This window comes from Spiroplasma endosymbiont of Nephrotoma flavescens, assembly GCF_964030835.1.
Taxonomy (GTDB): domain Bacteria; phylum Bacillota_I; class Bacilli_A; order Mycoplasmatales; family Nriv7; genus Nriv7.
Genome location: NZ_OZ034982.1, coordinates 400,003 through 426,998 on the forward strand (window position 1 = coordinate 400,003; position 26,996 = coordinate 426,998).

Annotated in this window: 26 protein-coding genes and 1 tRNA gene; 10 read left to right on the forward strand and 17 right to left on the reverse strand. The window is 26.7% G+C overall.

What is annotated here, in order from left to right; translation table 4 throughout:
* The first annotated feature begins 114 nt into the window (after positions 1–114).
* The 5 genes from tpiA to AAHN02_RS02455 all read left to right on the forward strand — a co-directional run bounded on the left by tpiA (position 115) and on the right by AAHN02_RS02455 (position 5,844).
* Positions 115–852: a triose-phosphate isomerase gene (tpiA, locus tag AAHN02_RS02435; protein ID WP_342190066.1), complete on the forward strand. Its 738-nt coding sequence runs from the start codon at positions 115–117 to the stop codon at positions 850–852.
* A gap of 26 nt (positions 853–878) precedes the next feature.
* Entirely contained in the window at positions 879–1,697 is an 819-nt protein-coding gene (locus AAHN02_RS02440) for a Cof-type HAD-IIB family hydrolase (protein ID WP_342278054.1), read from the forward strand.
* 32 nt (positions 1,698–1,729) lie between these two features.
* The gene (gene gpmI / locus AAHN02_RS02445) at positions 1,730–3,262 is read left to right on the forward strand and encodes a 2,3-bisphosphoglycerate-independent phosphoglycerate mutase (protein WP_342278055.1); all 1,533 of its coding nucleotides are present in this window, start codon (positions 1,730–1,732) and stop codon (positions 3,260–3,262) included.
* 25 nt (positions 3,263–3,287) lie between these two features.
* On the forward strand, positions 3,288–4,793 hold the full coding sequence (locus AAHN02_RS02450; RefSeq protein WP_342278056.1) for a dicarboxylate/amino acid:cation symporter: 1,506 nt from the start codon (positions 3,288–3,290) through the stop codon (positions 4,791–4,793).
* 106 nt (positions 4,794–4,899) lie between these two features.
* Complete coding sequence (locus AAHN02_RS02455; protein WP_338967892.1) at positions 4,900–5,844, forward strand: IS30 family transposase; 945 nt, start codon at positions 4,900–4,902, stop codon at positions 5,842–5,844.
* Positions 5,845–6,288: 444 nt separating this feature from the next.
* Here AAHN02_RS02455 and AAHN02_RS02460 read toward each other — a convergent pair whose 3' ends face one another.
* From AAHN02_RS02460 to AAHN02_RS02515, 12 genes are all read right to left on the reverse strand, one after another.
* The gene (locus AAHN02_RS02460) at positions 6,289–6,657 is read right to left on the reverse strand and encodes a Fur family transcriptional regulator (protein WP_342278057.1); all 369 of its coding nucleotides are present in this window, start codon (positions 6,655–6,657) and stop codon (positions 6,289–6,291) included.
* Complete coding sequence (locus tag AAHN02_RS02465; protein WP_342278058.1) at positions 6,644–6,772, reverse strand: hypothetical protein; 129 nt, start codon at positions 6,770–6,772, stop codon at positions 6,644–6,646. The genes AAHN02_RS02460 and AAHN02_RS02465 overlap by 14 nt, the downstream gene beginning before the upstream one ends.
* A gap of 16 nt (positions 6,773–6,788) precedes the next feature.
* Positions 6,789–7,025, reverse strand: a complete 237-nt coding sequence (locus AAHN02_RS02470) for an acyl carrier protein (RefSeq protein ID WP_338967767.1) — start codon at positions 7,023–7,025, stop codon at positions 6,789–6,791.
* Between the two features lie 17 nt (positions 7,026–7,042).
* Positions 7,043–8,470: a proline--tRNA ligase gene (gene proS / locus AAHN02_RS02475; protein ID WP_342278059.1), complete on the reverse strand. Its 1,428-nt coding sequence runs from the start codon at positions 8,468–8,470 to the stop codon at positions 7,043–7,045.
* Positions 8,463–9,158 (reverse strand): acetyltransferase, encoded by a 696-nt coding sequence (locus AAHN02_RS02480; RefSeq protein WP_342278060.1) that lies wholly within the window; start codon positions 9,156–9,158, stop codon positions 8,463–8,465. Before AAHN02_RS02480 ends, proS begins: the two co-directional genes overlap by 8 nt.
* 15 nt (positions 9,159–9,173) lie before the next feature.
* Positions 9,174–10,694 carry a cardiolipin synthase gene (gene cls / locus AAHN02_RS02485; RefSeq protein WP_342189604.1) on the reverse strand — a complete coding sequence of 507 codons (1,521 nt, stop codon included), beginning with the start codon at positions 10,692–10,694 and terminating at the stop codon, positions 9,174–9,176.
* Between the two features lie 130 nt (positions 10,695–10,824).
* Positions 10,825–10,914: transfer RNA gene (locus AAHN02_RS02490), tRNA-Ser, on the reverse strand.
* A gap of 68 nt (positions 10,915–10,982) precedes the next feature.
* On the reverse strand, positions 10,983–11,570 hold the full coding sequence (tsaB, locus tag AAHN02_RS02495) for a tRNA (adenosine(37)-N6)-threonylcarbamoyltransferase complex dimerization subunit type 1 TsaB (RefSeq protein WP_338967779.1): 588 nt from the start codon (positions 11,568–11,570) through the stop codon (positions 10,983–10,985).
* Positions 11,570–12,319, reverse strand: a complete 750-nt coding sequence (locus AAHN02_RS02500) for a type III pantothenate kinase (RefSeq protein ID WP_342278061.1) — start codon at positions 12,317–12,319, stop codon at positions 11,570–11,572. Before AAHN02_RS02500 ends, tsaB begins: the two co-directional genes overlap by 1 nt.
* A 15-nt stretch (positions 12,320–12,334) precedes the next feature.
* Entirely contained in the window at positions 12,335–12,910 is a 576-nt protein-coding gene (locus AAHN02_RS02505) for a hypothetical protein (RefSeq protein ID WP_338967776.1), read from the reverse strand.
* Positions 12,897–13,376: a tRNA (adenosine(37)-N6)-threonylcarbamoyltransferase complex ATPase subunit type 1 TsaE gene (tsaE, locus tag AAHN02_RS02510; RefSeq protein ID WP_338967775.1), complete on the reverse strand. Its 480-nt coding sequence runs from the start codon at positions 13,374–13,376 to the stop codon at positions 12,897–12,899. Before tsaE ends, AAHN02_RS02505 begins: the two co-directional genes overlap by 14 nt.
* A 3-nt stretch (positions 13,377–13,379) precedes the next feature.
* Positions 13,380–14,321 carry a bifunctional oligoribonuclease/PAP phosphatase NrnA gene (locus AAHN02_RS02515; protein WP_338967773.1) on the reverse strand — a complete coding sequence of 314 codons (942 nt, stop codon included), beginning with the start codon at positions 14,319–14,321 and terminating at the stop codon, positions 13,380–13,382.
* 570 nt (positions 14,322–14,891) lie between these two features.
* Here AAHN02_RS02515 and AAHN02_RS02520 point away from each other — a divergent pair.
* Positions 14,892–15,071, forward strand: a complete 180-nt coding sequence (locus AAHN02_RS02520; RefSeq protein ID WP_342278062.1) for a hypothetical protein — start codon at positions 14,892–14,894, stop codon at positions 15,069–15,071.
* Here AAHN02_RS02520 and AAHN02_RS02525 read toward each other — a convergent pair.
* A complete protein-coding gene (locus AAHN02_RS02525; protein ID WP_342278063.1) occupies positions 15,055–15,999 on the reverse strand; it encodes an IS30 family transposase in 945 nt (314 codons plus the stop codon). The two genes, AAHN02_RS02520 and AAHN02_RS02525, sit on opposite strands and share 17 nt — an antisense overlap.
* 1,030 nt (positions 16,000–17,029) lie before the next feature.
* Between AAHN02_RS02525 and AAHN02_RS02530 the strand changes: the two genes are divergently transcribed.
* On the forward strand, positions 17,030–18,394 hold the full coding sequence (locus tag AAHN02_RS02530; RefSeq protein WP_342278064.1) for an MATE family efflux transporter: 1,365 nt from the start codon (positions 17,030–17,032) through the stop codon (positions 18,392–18,394).
* 50 nt (positions 18,395–18,444) lie between these two features.
* Here AAHN02_RS02530 and AAHN02_RS02535 read toward each other — a convergent pair whose 3' ends face one another.
* The 3 genes from AAHN02_RS02535 to AAHN02_RS02545 all read right to left on the reverse strand — a co-directional run bounded on the left by AAHN02_RS02535 (position 18,445) and on the right by AAHN02_RS02545 (position 21,781).
* Complete coding sequence (locus AAHN02_RS02535) at positions 18,445–20,544, reverse strand: polyribonucleotide nucleotidyltransferase (RefSeq protein WP_342278065.1); 2,100 nt, start codon at positions 20,542–20,544, stop codon at positions 18,445–18,447.
* A gap of 70 nt (positions 20,545–20,614) precedes the next feature.
* Positions 20,615–20,977 (reverse strand): hypothetical protein, encoded by a 363-nt coding sequence (locus tag AAHN02_RS02540; protein WP_342278066.1) that lies wholly within the window; start codon positions 20,975–20,977, stop codon positions 20,615–20,617.
* Positions 20,978–20,995: 18 nt separating this feature from the next.
* Positions 20,996–21,781 carry an NAD(+)/NADH kinase gene (locus AAHN02_RS02545; protein ID WP_342189826.1) on the reverse strand — a complete coding sequence of 262 codons (786 nt, stop codon included), beginning with the start codon at positions 21,779–21,781 and terminating at the stop codon, positions 20,996–20,998.
* A 137-nt stretch (positions 21,782–21,918) separates the two neighbouring features.
* On the opposite strand from AAHN02_RS02545, the gene trpS reads away from it, so the two are divergent.
* The 3 genes from trpS (at position 21,919) to AAHN02_RS02560 (ending at position 24,862) form a co-directional block, all read left to right on the forward strand.
* Positions 21,919–22,932, forward strand: coding sequence for a tryptophan--tRNA ligase (trpS, locus tag AAHN02_RS02550; protein ID WP_425289505.1), 1,014 nt, complete (start codon positions 21,919–21,921; stop codon positions 22,930–22,932).
* An 18-nt stretch (positions 22,933–22,950) separates the two neighbouring features.
* On the forward strand, positions 22,951–23,808 hold the full coding sequence (locus tag AAHN02_RS02555; RefSeq protein WP_342278068.1) for an HAD-IIB family hydrolase: 858 nt from the start codon (positions 22,951–22,953) through the stop codon (positions 23,806–23,808).
* Positions 23,809–23,968: 160 nt separating this feature from the next.
* On the forward strand, positions 23,969–24,862 hold the full coding sequence (locus tag AAHN02_RS02560) for an IS30 family transposase (RefSeq protein WP_342278069.1): 894 nt from the start codon (positions 23,969–23,971) through the stop codon (positions 24,860–24,862).
* A 161-nt stretch (positions 24,863–25,023) separates the two neighbouring features.
* On the opposite strand, the gene thrS is transcribed toward AAHN02_RS02560, so the two are convergent.
* Entirely contained in the window at positions 25,024–26,982 is a 1,959-nt protein-coding gene (thrS, locus tag AAHN02_RS02565; protein WP_342278070.1) for a threonine--tRNA ligase, read from the reverse strand.
* Positions 26,983–26,996 lie beyond the last annotated feature (14 nt).

A 26,996-nucleotide genomic window follows, 5' to 3' on the forward strand; every position in this document is an offset into this window, starting at 1 on the left:
TATCTTTTGTTGATAAAGTTTTTTATTGAAAATTGCGATTTTCTAGTGGCAGCATATCCAAAAATAGATATGTTATAATCAAAGAGGAAAACAATTAAGAAAGGAATTATTTAAATGCGTAAACCAATTATTATCGGTAATTGAAAAATGTATAAAAATATTAATGAAACAAAAGATTTTATTTTGCAAGTTGAACAGAAAATGATGAATCAGAATATTGATGTTGGAATTGCTGTTAGTTTTCCTTTATTGGAAACATCTATTCGTGAGGCTAGTAAATTAATTATTAGTGCTCAAAATTGTCATTTTGAAAATGACGGTGCATTTACGGGAGAGGTTTCCCCATTATTGTTAAAAACTATGAATGTTTCCTATGTTGTATTAGGGCATTCTGAAAGAAGAATTCTTTTTAATGAAAGTAATAAGATTATTAACAAAAAAGTTTTAAAGGCTTTAGAAAATAATTTAAAAATTATTCTTTGTTGTGGTGAAACGGAAGAAGAATATATTAATAAGCAAACAGAAGTAGTTGTTGCTCACCAATTAAAGATAGCATTAGAAAATGTTAGTGAGAAACAATTAGAACAAATTGTTATTGCTTATGAACCGGTTTGAGCTATTGGAACTGGAAAAACCGCAACAGTAGAAGTAGCACAACAAGTTTGTCAGTTTATTCGTAAAAATATAATGGAAATATATAATGTTGCTCTAAGTAATAAGATTAGAATTCAATATGGTGGTTCTGTTAAACCAGATAATATTAAAGCACTTTTAGAACAACCAGATATTGATGGAGCATTGGTTGGTGGTGCATCATTGCAAGTGGATTCATTCTTGCAATTAATTTCTTAATTAATTTCTAAGGAGTGATAAATAGTATGAATATTAAAGTAATTGCAATTGATATTGATGGCACTTTATTAACTGATAAAGGAAAAATATTAGATGATACTAGGGAGACTATTATTCAAGCGCAAGAGAAAGGCATTAAAGTTGTTTTAGTAACGGGAAGGGCACCTAGTGCAGCACTTTTATATGCTCAGCAATTAAAGTTAGATGAGTATGCGCAACATATTATTTGTTTTAATGGTTGTGTTATTTATGATTTAAAAACTAAAAAGAATATTTGAAATGCTCATTTAAATGAAGAGGATACAAAATATATTTATGAAATTATTAAAAAATATGATTTGAATTTTTGAGGTTATGGTTTAAAAAATTCTGCTTATACAAGAAAAAAATCTGTTGCGATTATGCGAGAAGCAAAAATAAATCCTAAATATAAGTTAAAGGTTTTAAATGATTGCCAAGCATTGCCAGCTTGTTATACATTAACTATTAGTTTAGATGATTTAGAGGATAAGATTTGTGAAAATTTTAAAATTGAAATTGAAGCTAATAAACGAATTAGAATAACATCGTCATCGTTAGAAAAATATCAATATTTAGAGATTATGCCAGCAAATTTTGATAAATCTAAAGCTTTAAAGTTTCTTGTGAATAAATGACATCTTAAACTAAAAAATTGTATGGCAATTGGTGATTCTTTAAATGATTATGAAATGTTACAAAAAGCTGGTTTAGGAATAATGATGAAAAATGGTTATTCAGATTTAATAAAAGTAGCAACAGATATGTGTGATAGTAATAATAAAAATGGTGTTGGTAAAGCGATACTTAAATATATTTTAAAATAATATTGATGAAAATAAGAGAAGGAAAGAGAAAGATGAGAACTAAAAATCCAATATTATTAGCAATTTTAGATGGTTTTGGCATTGCTGCTGAACAAGCTTCTAATGCCGTTACGAAAGCTAAGATGGAACATTTTAAATATTTACAAAGTACTTATCCGTCATTAGCAATTCATGCTTCAGGAAAATGAGTTGGTTTACCAGATGGACAAATGGGAAACTCGGAAGTGGGCCATTTGCATATTGGTGCGGGAAGAATTTTATATCAATCATTATCGCTAATTAATAATGCTATTGGTGATAAATCTTTTTATGAAAATCCAGCTCTGTTAGCTGCTATTTATCAAGCTAAAAGTAATAATTCTCGATTGCATATTATTGGTTTATTATCTGATGGTGGCGTTCATTCGCATATTAATCATTTATTAGCAATTTTGACAATGGCAAAAGAGCAACAGTTTAAAGATGTTTATGTGCATGCGATTTTAGATGGTCGTGATACTAAACAGGATGTTGCTAAAAAGTACTTAACAAAGTTAATGTCGGTGATGAATGAATTACAAGTTGGATATTTATCTAGTATTTCGGGAAGATATTACGCAATGGATCGTGACCAACGATGAGAGCGAATGAAGTTAGCGTATGATGTCATTGTGCAACGGAATGGCGCTAGTTTTAGTAATCCTTTAACATATATTGATGATGAATATGCTTGTTTTCGTAATGATGAATTTATTATTCCGGCATATAATGAACAAGTTGCTGATGGTCATATTAAAGATAATGATAGTGTAATTTTTACTAATTTCCGTCCTGACCGTGCTATTCAATTAGCTGCGGCAATAACTAATCGTGAATATGTGTGAAATTCAGAAGTAGTTCGTAATAATTTATTTTTTGTAACAATGACAGAATATAGTGTTGATGTTAAAGCTAATCAAATTGCTTTTCAAAGTCAAAATGTGAATAATGGTCTTGGTGAATGAATTAGTAAGCAAGGATTAGAACAATTACGAATTGCTGAAACCGAAAAATATGCTCATGTTACTTATTTCTTTGATGGTGGCAGAGATATTATGTTTTCTGGTGAAGACCGCATATTAGTTTCTTCACCACGAGTTGCCACTTATGACTTAAAACCAGAAATGGCTGCCAACGAAGTTACTAAGGAATTAATTAGTAAAATTAAAATGCAAAAATATGATTTGATTGTTCTTAATTTTGCTAATCCTGATATGGTAGGTCATACTGGTAATTTATTAGCTACTATTAAAGCATTACAAGTAGTTGATAAATGTTTAAAAGAAATATATGAACCATTAAAATCGTTAGGGGGCATTATGGTATTAACAGCTGATCATGGTAATGCTGAAATTATGATTGATGAGACGGGTGATATTAATAAGAAACATACTTCACAATTAGTGCCGTTAGTTATTACTAAATCAGATTTAAAAATGGTAACAAATACCGATATTAGTTTAGCAAATATTGCTCCAACAATTTGTGATTTATTAGGAATTAGCATTCCTGATGAAATGACAAGTAAATCAATTATTAAAAAATAACTTTATTTTGAAGGGAGGTAAATATATGCCAGAAGATAAAAAAGTTGACATTTTAAAGGATTTTTTTAGTATTTCAACTTGACAATCGTTAGTTATTATTTTAATTTTCCTTGTTTTAGTTGTAAGTTTAGGAATTTTAGTTAAGTTAACTAAAATGCGATTTAGTTTTCGAATTTTTACTGCTATTGGTGGTGGTGTTATCTTTGCAATTGGTATTCAAGCGATATTAGGTTTTCCTAATGATGATAGCGCTACTAGTATTTGAAAGGAATTCTTAGAGGATAAAAAAACAGAAAATCCTAATTACAATCTTTGATTGCATCAAGTTATTACTTGGATAACATTGTTAAAAACTATTTTTATTAATGGAATGTTGATGTTATCTGTTCCCGTTGTATTTTTAGCAATTGCTCGGGTGGGTGCTAAGCCACATACTAGTGGTTTAGCAACAATGACAATTAAAGGCATTATTATTTTATTAATTAATGTTGCTGTTGCTTATACAGTGACATATTTAGTTGGTATGGTATTAGACATTGGTAGTGGTTTAAATTTACAACCAGAAGGAATGCGTGATGAAACTACGGTTAAGGAATTACCAGAAGTAATTAGTAACTATATGCCAGCAAATTTTATTGGGGCTTTTGTTGGGGGTGCTATTATTCCAGTAATGGTTATTGCGGCGTTAGTTGGATATGCGATTAAAAAGCAAAGCAAACGGTATGAACGAGAAATGAATACTTCAAGAGATACTTTAGAGCGCTTTTGAAAAATTGTGATGTCAATGTTAATGACTTTTATGAAGTTTATGCCCTATGCTGTAATGTCAATGGTAACAGTTGCTATTATTGGTGGTCCAATTGCCCACTTAGTAGATATTGGTAAAGTAATGGGAACAGCGTACATTGGTTTATTTATTAGTTTAGTGTGGCATACATTAACGATATTATTTTTTGGGATTAATCCCGTACAGTGATGAAAATTTGCTTGGAAACCCGTTATTCAAGGCTTTGCAACGCAATCATTTCAAGCAACAATTCCTATATCAATTGATGCCTTAAAAGATGATATGAAAATTAAAGAAGAAGCCGTAAACTTAGTATTACCATTATCTTCAACGATGGGATTAACTGGATGTGCTGGTGTTCAAGCTGGTGTTGTTTTAATGTTTGTTTATAACGGTGCTAGTAGTATTAATAGTCAATATTCAGTATGGATTTGATTTTTAATGGGATTAATTGTTACCGTTATTACTTCATTAGGAATTGCTGGTGTTCCTGGTACAGCACCATTAGTTACTGCTGGTGTTTTATCGGGGTTAGGATTTCCTACATATTATGGTACGGTATATACTTATTTGGGAGCACTAGATGGGATTCTTGATATGGGAAGAACGGCGGTTAATGTTGCTGGTGGTTTACAAGCAACAACAATTGTGGCCCGAATGCAAAATAAAATTACTGAACCGCAAATGATTCTTTTTAATTATCGGAAAAAAAATCGCCAAAAAAATAAAAATAAGATTCACTAAACGATATTTTTTTCACAAAACACACCTAAGGGTGTGTTTTTATTTACCATTTATATTAATTATAAGCGGTTTTAATTAAGAAAAAGTAAATTTAAGGAGTTTTTATATGGGATACAAACATCTTGGCATAGATGAAAGAATTTATATTGAGAATCAATTGAAATTTAAAGTAAAAATTAGTGAAATAGCTAAAAATCTTAATCGAAGTATTAGTACTATTAATCGAGAAGTTAATAGAAATAAAGATAATAATCATTATTTTTCATTAATTGCACAAAATAAAGCAGAAAATAGAAAACAATTACATGTTTATTTTCATAAATTTAAAAATAGAGAATTAGTAAAATATGTACAACAAAAATTATTATTAGGTTGATCGCCTGAACAAATTTATGGCAGAATTAAAAATTTTCATCAAGAATGAATTATTAGTTTTAAAACAATTTACAATTGAATTTATTCTGGATTACTTGAAAAGGTTACTAGTAAAAATTTAAGAAGAAAAGGTAAGAAACCAAAATCTCAAGAAAATCGGGGTAAATTTAATGGTAAATCCATTAAAGAACGAAATGTTAATAATCGCATAACTCTTGGCCATTGAGAAGGTGATACTGTAGTATCATCACGAGGTAAAAGTAAATCATGTTTAATAACTTTAGTTGAAAGAACATCAAGATTTACTTTAGCAATATTAGTTGAAAATAGAACTACTAAAGTTATTAACAAAAATATTAGTCATTATTTATCAATTCTTCCAAATAATCTTGTTAAGACTATAACATTTGATAGGGGTAAAGAATTTGCTAATTGACAACAACTTGAAAAAAATTTAAATGTGAAAATTTATTTTGCTGATGCATATTCACCTTGACAAAGAGGTACTAATGAAAATACTAATGGTTTAATTAGAGAAAAATTTCCTAAAAAATTTAATTTTTCAAACACTACTAAAAATGCAGTTCATAAATTTATATTGTCTTTAAACCAAAGACCAAGAAAAATACTAAATTATCTTTCGCCAATCGAATATTTGGTTAGAAAAATAATTTAGTTGCACTTAACTTTACAATTTGGCAAGCTTTGTTAGTAAATTTTGTTTTTTAATTAGATAAAGATTTTAATAATTTTAAACTTAGTATATCCCCTATATAGAAATTTCTACACTTTAATGTCCGCATCCTACCCTTGGAACTAATTTAATAGCGTGTATATTTTTAGGAAATCCACCCATTCATTTTTTTATTGCAAAACGAAACAAATTGCTATAGCTAATAGGGTATTATCTATCAACTGGTAAACTTCTTTTGGTTATGGCGACCACCCACAATTTATCGTGCTTTAATACATACCAACATTATTAATTCACTTGTATTTAATTTTCAAAGAACAAATTTTTAACACCTTATAAAATAAAAAGACAATCATTACTGACTGTCTTAATACTTATTCAAATCTTTTCCTACCTAACAAAACTTTATGCGCCCATAAAGAAATTTTAAAGATTATTTATTACCTTCTTGTTTTTTTCCTGACAAGATATACAAATTCCATGTGCTTCTAATTTATAATGTACAGGTTTAAAATCAGCATTTTGTAATTTTTCTTCTAATTTTTTCAAATTATCTTGAAAATCTTGATCACTTAAATGCATATCTTCACTAAGATGAATAACCTTATGACAAGTTTCACAAACTAAATGAACTAAGACAGGATTTGATAATTCAAAAACAATATCTCGGCCATTAAAAACATTAAGATAAATCAATTCTTCTTGCAAAAACAAATCTAAAGTATTATAAACTGACATGACATTAATATTCTTATGTTCATCATTTTCTTTTTTCAGTTCTCTAAATAATGCCATTAATATTTAGATGTTGCTTCTTTAATAATAATTTTAATATTGCTAATCTAATATTAGTTAAACGATGTCCTTTATTTTTTAATACTTGCGTTAATTTTTCATAATCTCATTTCACAATTTTAACGCCCTTTTTAACTATTACTATTTACTACTTCTTCAATAATAATTATTAAATCCTGAACAGTATTAATATCACTTAACTTATTATCAGGAATCCGAAATTTATATTCTTCTTCTGCTAAAATAATTAAATCCATTAATTCTAAAGAGTCCAAACCTAAATTACGGAAATTAGTTTCTAATGATATTTTTACTTTGATACCCTTTTTTTCTTTCAATAATTTAGCAATTTCAGCTAATCAATTCATTAAATTCTTCCTCCTATTTAATATGCCCGCGCAAAATAAAAATGACCTTTTGCTCTTTGATTACATTTAAAACATTTAGAATTTTCTTCAACCTGCTTTTCTAAATCTTGACAACGACTAACAGTACTAGTTAACTGCTTAATTTCTGCTTCACACTCAATACGATTACAAAATCAAGCACCAAAAAATCCCGTTTTTGTTTTTAATTGTTGTTCATATTCATTAAAACTATTAACAACAAATACTTGCGCTTCTAATCGTTCTAACGACCTTGCATATAAATCATTTTGCATTTGTTTCATATTAGTTTTTAAATATGATTCCACATCATTAATCTTAACCATTAATTTTGTTTTTGTGTCTCTGCGCACAATTAATACTTTATCAGTTTCTAATTCCCGAATCCCAATTTCAATGCGAAAACAAACTCCTTGAATTTCACTATTACTTAACTTATAACCCAATGACTTTAAAGAATTATCAATGACAACACGATATTTAGTTTTTAATTGTTGATAAATCCTATTAACTTGTTTTCTTACTTGCTCATCATCTTGAATCGGAATTATTCCTACTTGAATTGGTGCTACCATTGGGGGTAATACTAATCCCCTATTATCACTATGAGACATAATTAAAGCTCCAATAACTCTTGTTGACATCCCTCACGAAGTTTGATAACCATATTCTTCTTTATTGTTAGCATTAGTAAACTTAATATCAAAATTTTTAGAAAAATTTTGGGCAAAATAATGACTAGTTGCTGATTGTAATGCTTGTCCATCTAACATTAATGCTTCTAAACTATATGTATCAACAGCACCAGCAAACTTTTCATGAAGACTTTTTTTACCATTAAGAACAGCAATGGCTAAAACTTCTTTAAAAAATTTAACATATAAATTCATCATTTCTACCGTTCAATTTTGGGCTTCTTCCATATTATTATGAACACTATGACCTTCTTGCCACAAAAATTCTGTTGTTCTTAAAAAAGGTCTTGTTGTTTTTTCTCAACGAATAACATTCGCTCATTGATTATATTTTAATGGTAAGTCCTTATAACTAGAAATATTTTTTGAAAAATATGTCCCAAACAAAACTTCAGAAGTTGGTCTAATAACCAACGGTTCATCTAAATTTTTATCACCAACTTTGGTAACAATAGCACATTCAGGGGCAAAACCTTGAATATGTTCTTTCTCTTGATTTAATAAACTCTCAGGAATTAATAAAGGCATATAAACATCTTGAATTTCAACTTCTAAAAATCTGATTTCTAAGTTTTTCACAATATTTTTTCAAATTGCATAACCATGCGGTTTTAAAATTGGTGCTCCTTTAACTACTCCATAATCTATTAGATTACCATTTACAATCAAATCAGTATATCATTGACTAAAATTTTCCTCCAACGATGTAATTTTATTAAGATTTTTATTCATTAACTTTTAACTCCTTTCCTTTAATTTCTTCAATAATGCCTTTATCACCATAAAATATTTTAATATCAATTTGTTGATGAGAAACATATTGTTGTAATCTTTTGTATATTTCTATATCTTTAATTAAAATTGCTCTAATAGCATTAACACTAATTGGTTCATTAATGATAACTCGTTGCAAATTATTATTAAACTCTCAATCTTTTTTAGTATTTTCATATAATTTCACTAAATCAATATAAAAAATTGCCACCGTAGTTAAATCAATCTTATTTTCTAAGCATCAACTTCAAAATTGATGACGACTACTAGTAGATAATTCTAATTCAAGATGATCATCTTTTTCCAAATATGTTCAAACAATATACTTTTCATTTTTTTTAAGTTTCTTAGATTTTACCGGTTTAATTCCTTGCTCCAAAATATAAAAAATATTAGCAATGGAACTATAAAAATAAAAATGATCAACTTTTTGTAATAATAATTGCTTAATAATTCTTTTAGTAGCATTTCGTGTTCATCCAAAATGAATATCAACTTTATTAATTGTTTGAACGCTTTTTGAAAATAAATGTTTAAAAAAACCTCGTCTTTCTTTAACTTCCGGTTTTTTTTCTAAACTTACGGGAGAATCTTGTTTTTCTAACTGTTTAGCAATTTTTTTATTAATTTTTTTCGTTTTGTGCATTATTATTTTCCTTTCCTAAAATAAGGGGTCAAAAATTTTAACAATTGGCAAAATCATTATCCGATAAAATCAATTTTTTTTCTTTAGCGGTGATGTTGTTAAAAGAATACTTCTTTCAATATCTCATAAATAATTCTTTTCTAGTTGCTTATTAGCATCACCATAAAGAATAACAATAGTTTGATGATCGTGATAAAGACTACGAAAATCTAAATTAGTTGATCCAATAATGACTAAATTATCATCAATTAATGCTGTTTTTGAATGATTAAAAATCTTACTCATTTCATAAATTTTTATCCCCGAATTAAATAATTCATCATAATATGAACGACTAATATCAAGAATAAAAAATTTATCAGTTTTTCCTGGCATTAATAATCGTACATCAACACCTGACTTAGCAGCATTTTTTAATGCCGTTACAATATCATCAGTTGGGATAAAATACGGCGTTGATAACCAAATACGACTTTTAGCACTAGAAATAACTTTAACATAAATATCCTTTTGAATCGTTTCATAAGTATTGGGACCATCATCAATAACCTGAACAATATTACTAGTTTTACCATCATATGGTTCATTTTTTAACAATTTCTTATCAAACACTAACGACTCGCCAGTTGTAAAATATCAATCCTGTAAAAATATTAATTCTAAACTACGAACAGCACTACCTTGCAAACGAACTTGACTATCGCGTCAAAAGCCATATTTAGAACTTAAATGACAATAAGCATCACCAACATTAATGCCTCCCGTATAACCAATCTTGCCATCAATAATAACATCTTTACGATGATTACGATAATTATTACGACCACTAATAAAAGGTAAATTTATCGGTGAAAATCTTTTTAAATGAACACCAGCTCGCTTCAATTTCTGAATTGTATCATGATAAACCGTAAAAAAACTTCCAGCATGATCATAAATTAAGCGAATATTAACACCTTGATAAGTTTTTTTAATTAATAACTGTGTCAAATATTTTAAAACTTCACCATCATCTAAAATAAAATAATTAATATGAATATAATTTTCAGCACTTTCTAAGTCTTTAAATAACAACGAAAACTTTTCAATTCCATTAGTTATTAAATCAACTTTCGTATGATTATATAGTGGTCTTTGTGATATATTAGTAGTCAAATGTAAAATACTTCGTTCTTCTTTAATTTGATTTTTTAAAAAGTTATTCGTATAATTAAAATCCTCTTTAGCATAAAAATCTTGATATTTTTTTAAATAAAACTTTTGTGCTTTAGTATAACGATAAGTTCGGCCAAAAATAATAAAGATTATAATACCCACAATTGGTAACGCATACACAGCAATAATTCAAGAAATTTTTGTTCGTGCTGGTCGGTTGGAAACAAAAATAATTAATGCTGTTAAAGTTCCAAATGAAATTGTTACGACACCAATAATTCATAATCAATCAATATATTTAGCAATAATAAAAATACAAGTCACCAATAAAAGTACTAAAAGAACAAAAGTAATTGCTAAACGCATTTTTTTATTTAACATTAATTTAATTCCACCTTATAAATAAAATATTGTTTTTTAAATATGTATTAATTTTATCTTAATATCACAAAAAAACAACTTTACAATAAGTAAAGTTGTTAACAACAAATATCAAATTATTTAAAATTAATGGCGGAGCAGACGAGATTCGAACTCGTGCGCCAATTGCTTGACCTAACTCCTTAGCAGGGAGCCCTCTTAACCACTTGAGTACTGCTCCATAGTGATTATCACACATAAGTAATTATATCTAAAAATTTTAAAAAATAACATCCAAAATTTTTATTTTTATTCATAATGCTTTTTAAGTTGTAATTCCTTTAAATATAATGGTTCTAAATCATCAACATTAGTTACTTTTTTACATAAATGTTTAATTTGTAAAAAATTTTCTACTACATCAATCCGATGATAATCTTCAATTAACTTAAATTTTTTTCATTCTTTTTTCAATAATAATAAATTATTTCTTGTAACCACTTGTTCCAAAACCATCGGATGAAAATTATCATAAACCGCAACAAAAAATTGATCAGTTTTAGCATTAATAACACTAATCGCCTGCTTGTTACCAACTTGCAATAATAAACTATTCGTAACAAAAACTTGCAAGGTCTCATTAACAGCTTTCATTGTTTTCGCAATTGTAATTCCCACCCGAATTCCAGTATAACTTCCCGGACCAACAGTTAAATATAAACTATCAATATCAAATCAACTTAATTTATGATTAGTTAACATTTCATCTATTAAAACTGTTGCCTTCTCAGTGTGTTTTTGATGATTTCAAATTTGTAAACTATCTAATAAACCACGGTCATCTTGTAAAATAATTACTAAATATCCATTTGTTGTATCTAAAAATAATGTTTTCATTATTCTTCACCTTCATTTAATGTTCCTAAAATATTTAAACCAGTAAAAATTAAATCATTAATAAATTGATAATCTTGCAAAATATTTTTAACAAAAAAATAATTACCACCTAATATTATTACTAGTGAATCTTTTAATTGTTTTTGATAAGTTTCCACAATACCTTTAATTGCCATCGCATGACCATAAATAATACCAACGCTTAAACAATCTTTAGTATTCTTAGCAATCATTTCTGGTGGCAAAAATCAAGGATCTTTTTTCAATAAAGCTGCTTTTTCAATTAAAGCTTCACCACTTGTTAGTAATCCTGGCAATATTGCACCACCAATAAACGAATTATCTTTAATACACGAAATCGTTGTTGCTGTCCCCATATCAATAATAATTATATTACGATTTGGATAAATACTAACAGCCCCTACCGCTGCTGCTATTAAATCAGCACCCAAAGTAATAGCATCATCTAAAACAAATTTTAAATTTGTTTTTAACACACTATCAACAAGTAAATAATTCCAACAATATTTTTCAACTAATAATTCAATTACCGAATTAAATTGCGGTTTAACACTACTAACAATACATCGTTGAATTTTTAATAAAAATGGTTCAAGAACTTCTTCCATGCAAGATAATAATTTATCAACATTAATATTACTAGATAATTGCTCATAAAATACTTTTTGATTTTCTTGATAAACACCTAAATGAATTAAACTATTACCAATATCAACTAATAACTTCATAAATATCCTCCTTTGCTAACCTATTTTATTAATAACCTTAACAATTGGTAAAATAATTAAAGTTGTAATCATAAGTTCTGGTAAATAATTTGTTGCTAATGCTAATCAACTAATATATTGCAACACATTAAGGTCAGGAAAAAATGCATCTCCTAAAAAATAAATCATTGCTAAAGTTGTAAAAGAATTAGTACTAATAACAAAAAATGATCAAATGATAATTGTTAATCAATAACGAAATTTAGAACGCAATACTAGAAATTGTAATATAATTCCTGAAACAATACCAACTAATAATCTTGGTACAATACTAAATAATGGATTTTGAAAAACTACTGCCAACGGTCCACCCATCACAAATGATGCTAAAAAAGAACTTAATCCTAATAACAATCCTGAGATAACACCAACAATAAATGGGTTCCACTTTAAAATTTTAATTCAAATAATACTAATAATCATTACCACACAAGGAACTAAAGTAATACTAATAACACTAATTTGAATATAACCTAAAAATGGCGTAAAAGTAAATAATAGTAGTAAGGCTACACTAAGAGCTAAATAACTAATTGCCTTAACATTTAACATTTAAATCATTGTCCTGTAAAAATTTAATTACTTGCGTTGCAAGAAGACCCTTACCACTCAAATTAATTACTCTGGTAGTATCATCAATTATCTTCCATTGTAAGATTAACGCATTATTAAAATCAATAATTTGTAAAACATTTTCATATCATTCAATAATATTTAAATTATTATTAAATGCCTCTTCATACATTTCTAAATCTTCATCATTATTTAAACGATAAGCATCCATATGAATTAATTTAAATGATTGTTTTGGAATTACATACTCATTCATAATAACAAATGTTGGCGAATTAACTACCGCTGAAATTTGCAAGGCATTTGCTAAATATCTTGTAAATGTTGTTTTCCCAGCCGCCAATGCTCCTTGCAACAAAATAAAACCCGGCTTAGCATATTTAGCAATAATAGCTCCCAATGCTTCTGTTTGTGCCTCATTATGAGTTATAAACTGCAAATTCACCACTTATTTTGGTTCTCCTCTACTAATCACTTCATCTAAATCACTAATAATATTTTTAACATCATTAAAATCATTAATTCGTGCTCCCGCAGCAAAATTATGACCACCACCATTATATTTGCTAGCAACAGTATTAACAAAAAATTTATTTGATCGTAGTTCAACACGAATATTATGATTTTCATCCTCACAAAAAAATACTCAAATTGGTTTATTTTTAACATTAGCTAATAGATTGACCTTACTAGCAACAGTATTATGATTAATGCCTAATTTCTTTAATGTTTTGTTATCAAATACTAAATATAAAACTCCTTTCGTTGAAGTTTGATAATTTTCATAAACAAAACTCATAAATTTTAAATCTTCTTCACTAACTTGATACATTTCACGATATAATTGATCTAAATCAAACCCTTTTATTAATAAAAAACTAGCAAGACTAAATGTTCTGGCATTAGTTCGTGAATAAAGAAAACGACCACTATCTGTTACCATTCCATGATAAATAATTCTTGCCGCTAATGATGATACCTTTAAATTACATTCCTTAACTCATAAAGCAATCATTTCACTAGCTGAACCAAATTGTTCATCAACTCAAATAATATCACCATATGGTTCAACATTGGGATGATGGTCAATCTTAATAATAGTTTTTGCTAATTTATATCGGTCATCATCAACTCGTGCTAAATTACCACAATCACCAATAATAACTAAACTATCTTTAAAATCATCATCATGCACTGTATCCATAGTCCCAATAAAGTTTAAATAATCACTATTCGTTCCCGCTGCTAGGACAATCTTATTAGGTCAATTAGTTTTAATTATTTCTTTTAAACCTAACTGCACACCATAAGCATCACCATCAGGAATAATATGACGAAGCAATATAATTCGGTTATGTTCCTTAATTAACTGCAAAATCTTATCTTTCATATTTTTACCTTTCTAAAATTCCTTATTAAGGTAATTTTATAACAAATTCTCTTAATTTTAAAATAATAATTTTACTAAATTTATTATTTTTAATAAATAATTTTAACATATTTTAATAAAATTAATTTAAGAATGATTTTATTGGTCGCGTTTAGTTTTCTTAGGTATTTTTTAAAAAAGAAAAAATAGTCATTTACTATAAATTATTTCAATATGCAAATTAAGTATATATTTCTTATGTATGATTTTTGTTGTAAAAAATTATTTTAATGTTGTTTTTATAAGCATTTTACTTAGTTTTTATAACCTTTTATTAAGAATATGTTTGTTAATATTAAATATTTTGTTTTATTAATTATTTTTCAAGTAAAAAGGTAATAAATTTTTAGTTGCTTTTCTTTCAAAATTATTCAAATCTTTACCCACCTAACAAAACTTTATGCGCCCATTTTATTAAAAAAATTGACATAATTTAATAAAATCATTGACTACTTAATTTTTATATTTCATAATGTAATTATTAAAAAATTTAAAAATAAATCCATAATTTATTTATAGTGAGGTGTAAAAATGTATAAACCATTACAAATAGCAATAATGTTCTTATTTTCTTTTTCAACACCGTTATTACTTGCAAGTTGTAGTGGCAATAACATTAGTAATAAAATTGACCAAGAAACTGATGATCCAAATAAAAATGATTTAAATTGCCAAATTGTAAAGTTAAGTGCAACTAAATTATTTTTCTAACCAAATATTCGATTGGCGAAAGATAATTTAGTATTTTTCTTGGTCTTTGGTTTAAAGACAATATAAATTTATGAACTGCATTTTTAGTAGTGTTTGAAAAATTAAATTTTTTAGGAAATTTTTCTCTAATTAAACCATTAGTATTTTCATTAGTACCTCTTTGTCAAGGTGAATATGCATCAGCAAAATAAATTTTCACATTTAAATTTTTTTCAAGTTGTTGTCAATTAGCAAATTCTTTACCCCTATCAAATGTTATAGTCTTACCAAGATTATTTGGAAGAATTGATAAATAATGACTAATATTTTTGTTAATAACTTTAGTAGTTCTATTTTCAACTAATATTGCTAAAGTAAATCTTGATGTTCTTTCAACTAAAGTTATTAAACATGATTTACTTTTACCTCGTGATGATACTACAGTATCATCTTTTCAATGGCCAAGAGTTATGCGATTATTAACATTTCGTTCTTTAATGGATTTACCATTAAATTTACCCCGATTTTCTTGAGATTTTCGTTTCTTACCTTTTCTTCTTAAATTTTTACTAGTAACCTTTTCAAGTAATCCAGAATAAATTCAATTGTAAATTGTTTTAAAACTAATAATTCATTCTTGATGAAAATTTTTAATTCTGCCATAAATTTGTTCAGGCGATCAACCTAATAATAATTTTTGTTGTACATATTTTACTAATTCTCTATTTTTAAATTTATGAAAATAAACATGTAATTGTTTTCTATTTTCTGCTTTATTTTGTGCAATTAATGAAAAATAATGATTATTATCTTTATTTCTATTAACTTCTCGATTAATAGTACTAATATTTCGATTAAGATTTTTAGCTATTTCACTAATTTTTACTTTAAATTTCAATTGATTCTCAATATAAATTCTTTCATCTATGCCAAGATGTTTGTATCCCATATAAAAACTCCTTAAATTTACTTTTTCTAAAATAAACTTAGCATCATGAAATTTTTATATGAAATCTTTTGCAATTTTATTTACTTGCACTTACAAGTATAATTCAGCAAATATTGCGTTTTGCGTTTCTTTTAAAAGATACTTCTTAGTATTTAAGAAAATGTTTTCAATGTTTTTCATAGTAAATTACCTTTCTTATGAATAAACTAAGTTGTATTAACTAAGTTGTTAGTTAACTTAGTTTTTTAAACACTTATATATCGCAGATTTAAGTGTTTAACAAGCTTTGTTATTAAATTTTGTTTTTTTAATTAGATAAAGATTTTAATAATTTTAAACTTAGTATATCCCCTATATAGAAATTTCTACACTTTAATATCCGCATCCTACCCTTGGAACTAATTTAATAGCGTGTATATTTTTAGGAAATCCACCCATTCATTTTTTTATTGCAAAACGAAACAAATTGCTATAGCTAATAGGGTGTTATCTATTAACTGGTAAACTTCTTTTGGTTATGGCGACCACTCACAATTTATCGTGCTTTAATACATACCAACATTATTAATTCACTTGTATTTAATTTTCAAAGAACAAATTTTTAACACCTTATAAAATAAAAAGACAATCATTGCTGACTGTCTTAATACTTATTCAAATCTTTTCCTACCTAACAAAACTTTATGCGTCCGATTTAAGTAAGTAAAAATATTAGTTAAAATTAAAAAAAATTTAATAAAATTAATAATTTTTTATTGTATAAAAATTTAATAATATGATAAAATAATAATGAATAAAAATGACAATAGCAAGAAAGGCAGGGTTAGTTTAGTAATTAAATAATATAATTAGCTGATTGTTTTACTTCTTCAAAGCAATACCTAAGAAAACTAAACGCGACCAATTGACTTAATCTTATTAGTAAAATATAATTGTTCTTATATATTTAAGAAACCGAGGTACTAACATAATGAAACTCACTAATATCAACCAAAAATGAAAATTATCACCATACTTTGACAGTAAGTTTATGAAACAAGCACTTATCATTATGATTCCTCTAATCGGTCAATCATTACTAATTGCATTAATGAATGTTATTGATGTCTTTATGATTGGTTCTTTTTTAAGTCAAGAAGTTCTTAATGGCGTTGGTGCTGCTAATACCATTCTGTTACTGGCAATGTTCGGTTTTTTTGCTACGAATATGGCCGGAAGCATTTATGCTTCTCAATATATTGGTAATAATAATCTCAAAAAAATGCAAGAGGTAAATAACATTAGAATTATGATTAATGTCACAATGTCAATAATATTTACCATCTTTATCTTCACATTAAGAAATGATTTAATTAAACTAATTATTGCTTCTGAAAGCAGTAAAACAATGTTAAATTTTAATTCCCAAATCGCAATTGATAATGGCAGTTTATATTTAGCAACTGTTATTTGAATTTATCCGCTTCTAAGCGTTATAACAACCTTATACCAAAATATGAACGAATGTAATAAAACATATTTACCGTTTCTTTTTACAATTTTTCCGGTATTGACTAATGGCATTCTCAACTTCATCTTTTTATTTTATTTAAAAATGGGAGTTATGGGAGTTGCTATTCCTACTGTAATAGCAAGAATTTTAGAAATAACTATTGTTATTACATTTCTTTTAATTACTAAACCCGTGTTTCGCCCAATGAAAAAATTTTGATATGTTACTAAAGATTTATTATTAAAAATTCTTAAATCGCTTTTGCCAATATTTTTAGCTAACATTCTTTTTGTATTATCATTAACAGCACAAACAGTTATTTATTCATATTATGGTGGAGCCGATATCCTATCAGCAACCGTTGTTGTAATGAATATTATGAATATTTTTTATGCCGTATTTAATAGTTATAGTGCCATTATACCAATCTTTATTGGTAAACAATTAGGTGTTGGTAAACTGTCACAAGCAGTTGCCAATCTTAAAAAAATTATTGGTTTGCTATTTCTAATTGCGATTACTTTCACAATAATAATTTTCAGTCTTTCATTTTTTATTTTTGATATTCTATTTACTAACAAAATTAGTAATGAAGCCATTAGCACGGCAAGATTTTATTTAGGATTACAATCCCTAGCCTATTTCTTCTTATCTTTTTCAATTATCTTTTTTAGTGTTTTACGCGCCGGCGGATTTGTAAAGTTAGCTACTGCCTTAGATATTCTTTGTACTTGAATTATTATTGTTATGACACCATTAATTGTTAGTATTATTGTAACTAAATATTTTCCTAACTTTGATTACAAATATATTTTTATTATTTCTACTATTGGTGAAATTATTCAATTTGCTCTTGTTACCATCTGTGTTATTAAAATAAAATGAGCACGAAAATTAATTTAAAAAATAAAATGAACTCCTATTTTAAACTAATAAGAGTTCATTTTATTTTTCTATTCAATTTTAATTCTAGTTTCATTAATTAATTCTAAATTAACACGATTTTTTTCATCAATACTAATTACTTTTACTGTTACTTCTTGTTTTAATTTTAATAACGGCGTATTTTTGGGTATTTTTGAATTATGTAATAATCCATCAATATTCTCTTTTAAATTAATGAAGTAACCAAACTTTTCAATCCGAACAACAGTTCCCATAATAATTTCTCCAATGATAACTGGTTCAATAATATCTTTAATTAATTTTTCTGCCATTAATATTGATGCTTCATCTTTGTGATAAATAGTCACTTTCCCTTGGTCATTAATATCAATTTTAACATTGCCAGAAGTCTCAACAATATTAGTAATTACTTTACCACCAGCACCAATAACATCACGAATGCGATTAATCGGAATTTGTAATTGCTTAATTTTAGGAGCATTTTTATTTACTTTATTACGCGAAATATTAATTGTTTGCTTCATATTATCTAAAATATGCTTTCTCCCAATTTTAGCTTGTAATAATGCTTCTTTAAAAATTTCCATTGTAATGCCATCAATTTTAATGTCCATTTGTAAAGCACAAATTCCTTGGTTTGTTCCCGAAACTTTAAAATCCATATCGCCAAAGTGATCTTCACTACCTTGAATATCACTTAAAATAACATAATTATTACCTTCTTTAATTAATCCCATTGCAATCCCGGCAACACTAGATTTCAATGGTACTCCACTAGCCATCAAAGCTAATGAAGAAGCACAAATTGCTGCTTGGGAGGTTGAACCATTAGATGCCAATACTTCCGTCACAACTCTAATCGTATAAGGAAAATCATCAATACTAGGCAATACTTGTAACAATGCTTTTTCTGCTAATGCTCCATGACCAATTTCTCTTCTATTGGGCGGTCCAAATCTTCCAGTTTCACCAACTGAAAATGATGGAAAATTATAATGAAGCATAAAGCGTTTACTTTCCTCTTCTGTTAAACCATCAATAATTTGATGTTCGCCTAGAGCTCCTAAAGTTACAATTGATAATACTTGCGTTTCGCCACGAGTAAATAAAGCACTACCGTGAACAATTGGGAGAACATCAATTATTGATGTTAACGGTCGAATTTCATTGCTCACACGACCATCTAAACGAATTTTCTTATTAATAATAAAATCACGAACAAGTTTCTTTAATAAAGTTTGATAAATAGCTCTAATCTGTTTAATAATCATTTTTTTTTCTAATTCATTAACATATTGTTGATTATCATAAACAGCAAATAAAGCATTATAAACATCTTTTAAAGCTTTTTTTTGTTCTTGCTTCGTTTTAATATTTAAAGCACTAATAATTTGTGGTTCATACTGACTAGTAATAGTTGATACTAACTTATTATCAAATTCTAATTCAATAATAGGTAATTTTTCTTGACCAATAATATTAATAATTTCTTCTTGAAAGGCAACTAACTTTTTAATTTCTATATGTGCCATCGCAATTGCTATTAACATTTCTTCTTCACTAATTTCTTGACCACTAGCTTCAACCATATTAATTGATGCTTTTGTTCCCGCAACAATTAATTCTAACGATGATTGTTCCAATTGTTGACTTGTAGGATTACAAATTAATTCCCCATTTATTTTTCCAATAATAACTCCTGCTACGGGACCATTAAAAGGAATTTTTGAAATACATAATGCTAATGAAGAACCTAATAATGCTGCCATTCTGACATCAGCATTAGAATCAACCGCTCATACATTATTAATTACTTGAATCTCATGATTAAAATTATTAGGAAATAAAGGTCGCAAAGGACGATCAATTAACCTTGATGCTAATGTTGCATATTCACTAGGTTTGCCTTCACGCTTAAAAAACCCTCCAGGAATTTTTCCAACAGAATATAATTTCTCTTGAAATACAACTGTTAAGGGAAAAAAATCTAATGTTGATGGCTCTTCATTAAAACTAACAATACTTAATACCGTACTTTCCTCATAGCGTACTAAAATTGAACTTGTTGCTAGTGATGCTAAACTACCATATTCAATAACAATTTTCTTCCCATTAAAATTATTTGTAAATCTTTGTTCTTTATTCATTTGCTGTTACCCTTCTCATCTTCCCACATCTTATTTTATCATATTGTTTTAGCAACAAAAAATATGATCGCTATTTTAAACGACCATTAATAATCTCTGATAATGCCTTAGCATAGTTACCAAAAATAATACTAATAGCATTAGTTTGTTTAATTATTCCTTGCTGTTTTAACTTCCGAATCTTTTCAATATTAACTTGTTTAATATCTTTAATAATAATTTTAATCTTTGTATTTGTTACTTGTGCCTCAATAATATTACTAATTGTTCCTAAATAATCAATAAAAACATCTACTTTAAAAGGAATTAATTTTTGCCATTGTTTTTCTGTTGAATTTTTATTTTTTAAAAATATCATATTTATTAAGCAAGCAATTATAAAAACTAATAATATTAATCCTAAATCTAACAACAGTATCTGTCATAATTCCATCGCTTCTCTTCCTTTTGTTTAATTATGAATAAATGTTTTTTGAATTTGATTAATCATTATTAAATCATTAACATCAGTTACTAAAATTTTAATTTTATTAGCAATTAAATTAATAATTAAATTATCACTATTAAAGTCATGTTTTTGACTATCAATTACTAAAAAAGCATCTTTCATATTACCTTTAATAGTAACTGTGTGGGTATTATCTAAAATTAATGGTGCCTTTAAAGAATTATGTTTATTATGAAAAACCGGAGCAATTTCTAAGAATTCCATTAAATTTTTTTCACTTAAAATAACTGCGCCATTAATACTTTTAGTATAGCCGGTTGAACCAGTTTTAGTAGTTAAAACAAATCCTGAACTTTGACAATTTTGTAATAATTGATTATTAATATAAACTGTAAAAAATATTGTTTTTGCAATACTCATTAATTTAATCTCATTAAGACTATAAAAATTTTTATTATTAATAGTTATTTTTAAAGCATCAAGAGATTTTGTTTTCAAAATATTATTTTTTAAATTAGTAATTAACTTATCAATTTCATTAACTTGATAAAGAGCATTAAAACCAATATTTCCCGTATTAATAGTTATAAAATGAATATTATCAATATTTTCATTAAAACGATTAACCGCTGATAAAAAAGTGCCATCACCACCAATAGCAAATACGATTTCTGGATTTTGTTCATCAAATATCATCTTTAATGCTAATAATTTACTAGATAAGTTTTTAGCCACAGCAATTGATTCATCGGCCTTATTAGTAACAATTGTAAATTTCTTTTGTTGCATTAATTACACCTCATAATATAATTCTATCAATAAGGTAATAATATCATAAATTAAGAATCCATATAAATATTCTTTTTTATTATTATTTATAGTAAAATTGATACATTACCAATGAGATTTATTTATTTTAGGAGGAATTACTATTGAAACCACGCTTATTATCAGGTATTACTAATACTGGAAAAATTACTATTGGTAATTATATTGGTGTTATTCAAAATTTTATTAAATTACAAGAAGAATATGATGTTTTTATCTTTGTTGCCAATTTGCATGCTATTGTCTCAATAAAAAATCATGACCACGATGTTCTTAAAAATAATATTCGTGATTTAGTTGCCTTATATGTTGCTTGTGGTTTAGATCCCAATAAGATTACAATTTTTGCTCAATCTGACATTTTAGAGCATTGCCAATTAGGTCATATTCTGCTATGTCATACATCAATGGGAGAACTAAATCGCATGACACAATTTAAAGATAAAACACAATCATTTAAACAACATAATAATACTGAAACGATACCAACAGGATTATTTACTTATCCAGCATTAATGGCAGCTGATATTTTACTATATGATGCTGCTATTGTTCCTGTGGGAATTGATCAAAAGCAACATCTAGAATTAACAAGAAATATTGCGATCAGAATAAATAATAAATATGGTAATATCTTTACAATTCCAGAACCATATATTGCTCCTAATGGTAAAAAAATAATGAACCTACAAAATCCCTTAAAAAAAATGTCAAAATCACATGAAAATCCTAAAACTTATATTTCTCTTTTAGATAATTTAAATGATGTTACCACAAAAATTAAAAGTGCCATTACTGATAGTGAAAATAAAATTTTTTATGATGAAATTAATAAACCAGGAATTAGTAATCTTTTAAATATTTACTGTGCTTTTACAAATACTACAATTGAAGAAACAACTAATGAGTTTTCTGACCAAAATTATGGTGCTTTTAAAGAAAAAATCGCTAAAGTTGTTTGCCATCAACTTGAAATTATTCAAAGAAAATATAACGAAATTATTGCTAATGATGAATGAAAACATTGATTATTGCAAGGAAAAGAAAAAGCAACAAAAATTGCTCACGAAAAATTGCAATTAATCCAAGATAAAATTGGGATTAATTACTAAAAATAAAGGAGAAAAACAATGATTAAACTTAATCATATTGATAAAAAAAGATTAATCCTTATTGACCTTGATGGAACTACATTAATGAATGACGGAAAAACAATGCATCCATTAACTATTCAAGGATTACAAAAAACTATTGCCCAAGGTCATATTGTTTGTATTGTTACGGGAAGACCCCACCGTGGAAGTATTTCGTTTTATAATGACCTAGGATTAAAAACATTACTTTGCAATTTTAATGGTGGTCACATTCATGATCCATTATTAAGAGAATTTAAACGCTTAGTATTTCCAATTTCTTATGATACTGTAAAAGCAGTTTTAAAAGAAAACGATGTCAAAACTTCTTTATATAATGGTCTTGTAGAATACTACAACAAAGCAGTTTGCTTAAAGCAAACGGACAATTTTGAACGCTACTTTCATTTAACAGACATTCCAACGGACAATTTTATTATTGGCAATCTTTTAGAAAACTGAAATGGTTCTGCTAATAATATTGTTTTACAATTAAAAAGTCCCCTACATTTAGATAAAATTATTCGTAGTTTAGAAAAATATACTAATACTTTAAAAATTAATATTTGAACGCATGATAATGACAAAGAACATCCTGTTCTAGACCTATCAAATAAATTTATTAATAAAGGAATGGCTGCTGAAATTCTTTCACAATATTACAATATAGATATTAGAGATGTTATTGCCTTTGGTGATGAATTTAATGATTTAGAGATGATTACCAAAGTTGGTTATGGTATTGTAATGAAAAATGGTATCGAAACTTTAAAAGTATTTTCTAAAGATATTACTGAACATACTAATGATGAAGGTGGTGTTGGCATATATTTAGAAAAACTATTAAACTTATAATGCTGAATTATACTTGTAAGTGCAAGTAAATAAAATTGCAAAAGATTTCATATAAAAATTTCATGATGCTAAGTTTATTTTAGAAAAAGTAAATTTAAGGAGTTTTTATATGGGATACAAACATCTTGGCATAGATGAAAGAATTTATATTGAGAATTAATTGAAATTTAAAGTAAAAATTAGTGAAATAGCTAAAAATCTTAATCGAAGTATTAGTACTATTAATCGAGAAGTTAATAGAAATAAAGATAATAATCATTATTTTTCATTAATTGCACAAAATAAAGCAGAAAATAGAAAACAATTACATGTTTATTTTCATAAATTTAAAAATAGAGAATTAGTAAAATATGTACAACAAAAATTATTATTAGGTTGATCGCCTGAACAAATTTATGGCAGAATTAAAAATTTTCATCAAGAATGAATTATTAGTTTTAAAACAATTTACAATTGAATTTATTCTGGATTACTTAAAAAGGTTACTAGTAAAAATTTAAGAAGAAAAGGTAAGAAACGAAAATCTCAAGAAAATCGGGGTAAATTTAATGGTAAATCCATTAAAGAACGAAATGTTAATAATCGCATAACTCTTGGCCATTGAGAAGGTGATACTGTAGTATCATCACGAGGTAAAAGTAAATCATGTTTAATAACTTTAGTTGAAAGAACATCAAGATTTACTTTAGCAATATTAGTTGAAAATAGAACTACTAAAGTTATTAACAAAAATATTAGTCATTATTTATCAATTCTTCCAAATAATCTTGTTAAGACTATAACATTTGATAGGGGTAAAGAATTTGCTAATTGACAACAACTTGAAAAAAATTTAAATGTGAAAATTTATTTTGCTGATGCATATTCACCTTGACAAAGAGGTACTAATGAAAATACTAATGGTTTAATTAGAGAAAAATTTCCTAAAAAATTTAATTTTTCAAACACTACTAAAAATGCAGTTCATAAATTTATATTGTCTTTAAACCAAAGACCAAGAAAAATACTAAATTATCTTTCGCCAATCGAATATTTGGTTAGAAAAATAATTTAGTTGCACTTAACTTTACAATTTGGCTAACAAATAAAAAGATGCTTGTAATAAATTTACAAGCATCTTTTTATCTACCAATATTATTATGAATAATAAAATTTTTCGGTTAATTTACTATTGTTTGAATTATTACCAATTTTAAGATGCCAAACATTCATTAATTATTTTTTGTTTACTATTAATTCATTACATAAATTAATAAACTCATCAATCGTAACTGTTACTTGTTCTTCTTTACCATATTGACGATAAGTAATCTTTTTAGTAGCAATTTCTTTTTGACCGATAACAATTTGGAAAGGTATTTTTTTAGTTTGCGCAATACGAATTTTATAACCTAACCGGTCACTACTAGCATCAACAAATGACCGTAAATTATGGGTTTTAAATAGTTTTTCTAATTCATAACAATATGCTTGATGCTCTTCTTTAATAGGAATTAAAGTAATTTGTTTAGGACTTAATCATAGTGGTAAAACTCCACCTGTTTGTTCTAATAAGACAGCTATAAAGCGTTCATAAGTGCCAATTAAACCACGATGAATAATAACAGGGCGAACTTCTTGTCCATTCTCATCTTGATAAGATAAATCAAATTTTTCTGGTAGTAAAAAGTCCAACTGAATCGTTGAAACCGTAATATCGTGTCCTAACACCGTTTTAATTTGAATATCTAATTTCGGACCATAAAAAGCTGCTTCGCCAATCATTACAATATATTTAATTTTTAATTCATCTAAGGCTTCTTTTAAAACTTTTTCAGCTTTAATTCACATTTCATCATTATCATAATAATTTTTTTTATCTTGAAAATCTCTTAATGATAATGAATAGTAATCAACTTCAATATTTAATGCTAACAATATTTCACTAATTAATTTAAATGTTGTTTGAAATTCAGTTTTTATTTGATCAAAACGACAAAAAATATGAGCATCAGTCAATTCCATTGCTCGAACGCGCTCTAAACCAGTTAAAGCGCCACTAGCTTCATAACGATATAATAATTCGTGCTCAGCAAATCGTAATGGCAAATCACGATAAGAGCGTAATTTATAACAATAAATTAAACAATGATGTGGACACGACATCGGACGAAGCACAAGTTGCTCATTATTCAATGGCATAACCGGAAACATATTCTGTTGATAATGATCTCAATGACCACTAGTACGATATAATTCTATTGCTCCCATTACTGGTGTTGCGACTTCTAAATAGTCATAAAAGAACTCTTGTGAACGCAAATACTCTTGTAATTGTTTTTTAAGAATCATTCCATTAGGCAATCAAATTGGTAATCCTTGACCTGCTAATGAATCAAACATAAAAATTTCTAAATCTTTGCCAATTTTTCGATGATCTCGTTCTTTTCTTAAAGCAATTAATGCTAACAAGGTTGCTAATTTTTCTTGTGAAAAATGACAAACACCATAAATTCTTTGAATTTGCTTATTGTTAGTATCATTATTTCAATAAACTCCAGCAAGTGATGAAAGCATAAAATTTTCAACAATTTTAGTATTATCTAAAGCAATAAAATTATTAATGAAAGAACTGTTATCAACAGTATATATACCAATAATATCTTTAAGTGTTAAAAGTTTTTCTAAAAAATAAGGATTATTTTCATATAATCGTTGTAAATCGTGCGGTGATTTTAACTCATATTTAATTTCTAAGTCTTTTTTAAGAAATTCTTGCATTTGCTTAGTAATAATCTCTAAATCTTGTTCTTTAATGCGGGTTTGAAAATCAAAATCAACAAAAAAACCTTCATCACCAACATTAATATTGGCAATTAATAAACCCTTTCAATTAGTTTGTAATGTTTTTGCTAAAACAATAGCTGCTGAATAATTAAGTACTTTTAATGCCTCATCTAAATCTTTTGTAATTATCTCTAATATAATATCATTTTCTAAAACATAAGTTTTAATATCTTTTCATTCATTATTAACTTTAACAGCAATAATATTTTCTTGTCAATTAGCATCAATACTTGTTAAAACATCACTAAGCATTATTCCTAATGGATACGATTTATTTTCATTATTAATTTTTACAGTAACAATTTGTTCCATTGCCGACATATCCTTTCTAGCGAAAAAGACGTTCATTAGCAAATTGAACG